This is a genomic window from Shewanella sp. SG41-4 (assembly GCF_014164505.1).
GTDB lineage: Bacteria > Pseudomonadota > Gammaproteobacteria > Enterobacterales > Shewanellaceae > Shewanella.
The window spans coordinates 1-2,749 of sequence record NZ_JACJFI010000392.1; the positions used below are offsets into that span (position 1 = coordinate 1).

2 protein-coding genes are annotated in these 2,749 nt (G+C 41.0%); both read left to right on the forward strand.

Features of this window, described 5'->3' with window-relative positions; all coding sequences use genetic code 11:
* On the forward strand, nt 1–1,189 hold a 1,189-nt coding region (locus H5202_RS20065), incomplete at its 5' end, for a YeaH/YhbH family protein (protein WP_182773621.1).
* Nucleotides 1,190–1,198: 9 nt separating this feature from the next.
* Nucleotides 1,199–2,740 carry a SpoVR family protein gene (locus H5202_RS20070; protein WP_182773622.1) on the forward strand — a complete coding sequence of 514 codons (1,542 nt, stop codon included), beginning with the start codon at nt 1,199–1,201 and terminating at the stop codon, nt 2,738–2,740.
* Nucleotides 2,741–2,749: the final 9 nt, after the last annotated feature.

Below are 2,749 nucleotides of genomic sequence, written 5' to 3' on the forward strand. Positions count from 1 at the left end.
TAAAAAGCAAATCAAAAAAGCTGTAGGTGATGCGGTAACACGTCGAAGTGTTACCGACATAGATAAAGGTGAGCAGATAAGTATTCCCAAGCGGGATCTCAGTGAACCCGTTTTTAGACAAGGACAAGGTGGCATAAGGGACAGAGTTCACCCAGGTAATGATCAATTTAATCGTGGCGACCAAATCCAGCGACCTAAAGGTGGACAAGGCGGTGCAGGTCAAGGCGATGCATCTAATAGTGGCGAAGGTGATGACGATTTTGTGTTTACTATATCAAAAGATGAATACTTAGCATTACTGTTTGAAGATCTTGAACTACCAAACTTACAGAATAATCGCCTTAACAAATTGGTTGAGTATCAAAACTATCGAGCAGGTTTCACCAATGATGGCGTACCCGCCAATATCAATATTGTGCGGTCACTGCGTTCTTCACTCGCTAGACGCATTGCTATGAGCGGCGAAAAAAAGAAAGCAATACAGGCATTTGAAGCAGAACTGGCATTGCTCGAAGGTACTCCTGGTGCTAAAGCCGAATGCATTATAGCCATCAAAGAACAAATAACAGTACTCAAGCAACAAATCGCTAAAGTGCCATTTATCGATACCTTTGATTTACGCTATTACAACTATGCAAAACGCGAAGTCCCTTCTAGTCAAGCGGTGATGTTTTGTTTAATGGATGTATCTGGTTCGATGGATCAAGCCACCAAAGACATGGCTAAACGTTTTTATATTCTATTGTATCTATTCCTGACTCGCAGTTATCAACACCTCGAAGTGGTTTATATCCGCCACCATACACAAGCAAAAGAGGTCGATGAACATGAATTCTTTTACTCACAAGAAACAGGCGGAACTATAGTATCAAGTGCGTTAAAACTGATGCACGAAGTACAACAAGCTCGTTACCCTGAAAATGAATGGAATATCTATGCAGCTCAAGCTTCTGATGGCGATAATTGGTCCGACGACTCCCCCATTTGCCATGAGATATTAGCAAAACATATTCTCCCAAAAGTACGTTATTTCAGTTACATCGAAATCAGCAATCGAGCTCATCAAACCTTGTGGCATCAATATGAACAGTTGCAACAGCAGTTTGACAACATTGCGGTACAACAAATTCACCAAGTTGAAGATATCTATCCAGTTTTCCGCGAACTCTTTAAAAAGCAAGCTATATAGGAGGCTGTGATGGCTCAACATAAACGTAACCCGTTAGATGATGGTCCAGAGTGGACATTTGATTTACTGCAACAATATCAGCATGAAATTGAGCAGGCTGCGGCTTTCTTTAAACTTGAAACTTACCCGAATCAAATTGAAATTATAACCGCGGAACAAATGATGGATGCCTATGCAGGAATAGGAATGCCCATTGGTTATACTCACTGGTCATTTGGTAAACGGTTTATTCAAACAGAACAAGGCTACAAGCGCGGCCAAATGGGACTGGCGTATGAAATTGTGATTAATTCCGACCCATGTATTGCTTACTTAATGGAAGAAAATACCATCACGATGCAAGCATTAGTAATGGCCCACGCTTGTTATGGCCACAATAGTTTTTTTAAAAATAACTATTTATTTAACACCTGGACGGATGCGAGTTCGATTATCGATTACTTGGTTTTTGCTAAGAATTATATCCGTGAATGTGAGCTACGTTATGGTGTAGAGCTAGTTGAACTGACCCTAGATTCTTGTCATGCATTAATGAATTACGGTGTAGACCGTTACAAACGTCCCGCCGAAGTGTCATTCAAAGAAGAACAAGCAAGACAACAAGAGCGTGAGGATTATCTACAAAGCCAAGTGAATGACTTATGGCGAACTCTGCCGACATCGCCACAAAAAGAAACCGATGAAACGACGGCTATTTTTCCTAGCGAACCTCAGGAAAATATTTTATATTTTATTGAGAAAAATGCTCCATTACTGGCATCTTGGCAACGTGAATTAGTCCGTATAGTACGCAAAATGGCGCAGTATTTTTATCCGCAAAAGCAAACCCAAGTGATGAACGAAGGCTGGGCAACTTTTTGGCATTACACCATCCTTAATCGCTTATATGATACCGGTAAAGTGACCGACCGTTTCATGTTAGAGTTTTTGCAGAATCACACCGCGGTGGTCGCGCAACCAGCCTATAACAGCCCATATTATAATGGCATAAATCCCTATGCCTTAGGTTTTGCGATGTTTGTCGATATCAGACGTATCTGCGAAAAGCCCACTGAAGAAGATCGTAAATGGTTTCCAGACATTGCCGGCAGCGATTGGCTAACTACGGTTCACTTTGCCATGAAGCACTTTAAAGATGAGAGTTTTATTAGCCAATATTTATCACCTAAAGTGATCCGTGACTTTAAACTATTTGGCATTTTAGATAATGAAAAAAGCAGCCTATTATCCATATCAGCCATTCATGATGACCAAGGTTACCAAGATATTCGTAACACCCTATCGCGACAATATAATCTGTCGAATATAGAGCCCAATATACAAGTGCAACAAGTGCAAGTGAACGGGGATAGATCAATTGTCTTACGCTACATCCCATTTGACGGCATCCCGCTGGCAGACAACCATCAAGAGGTATTAAAGCATTTACATCGATTATGGGGCTTTAATGTCACCTTGGAACAATTTGATGACTTAGGTGTTGTAAGTACTTTATCAATATGTCCCGACACGGCATCACAAAGTCTATCTAGTTTGCGTTCTGTGGGGTAAACGTGTTCA

Excerpts from the sequence above, each read along its gene's own strand:
- H5202_RS20070 (WP_182773622.1), top strand. The coding sequence starts at position 1,199 with ATGGCTCAACATAAACGTAACCCGTTAGATGATGGTCCAGAGTGGACA.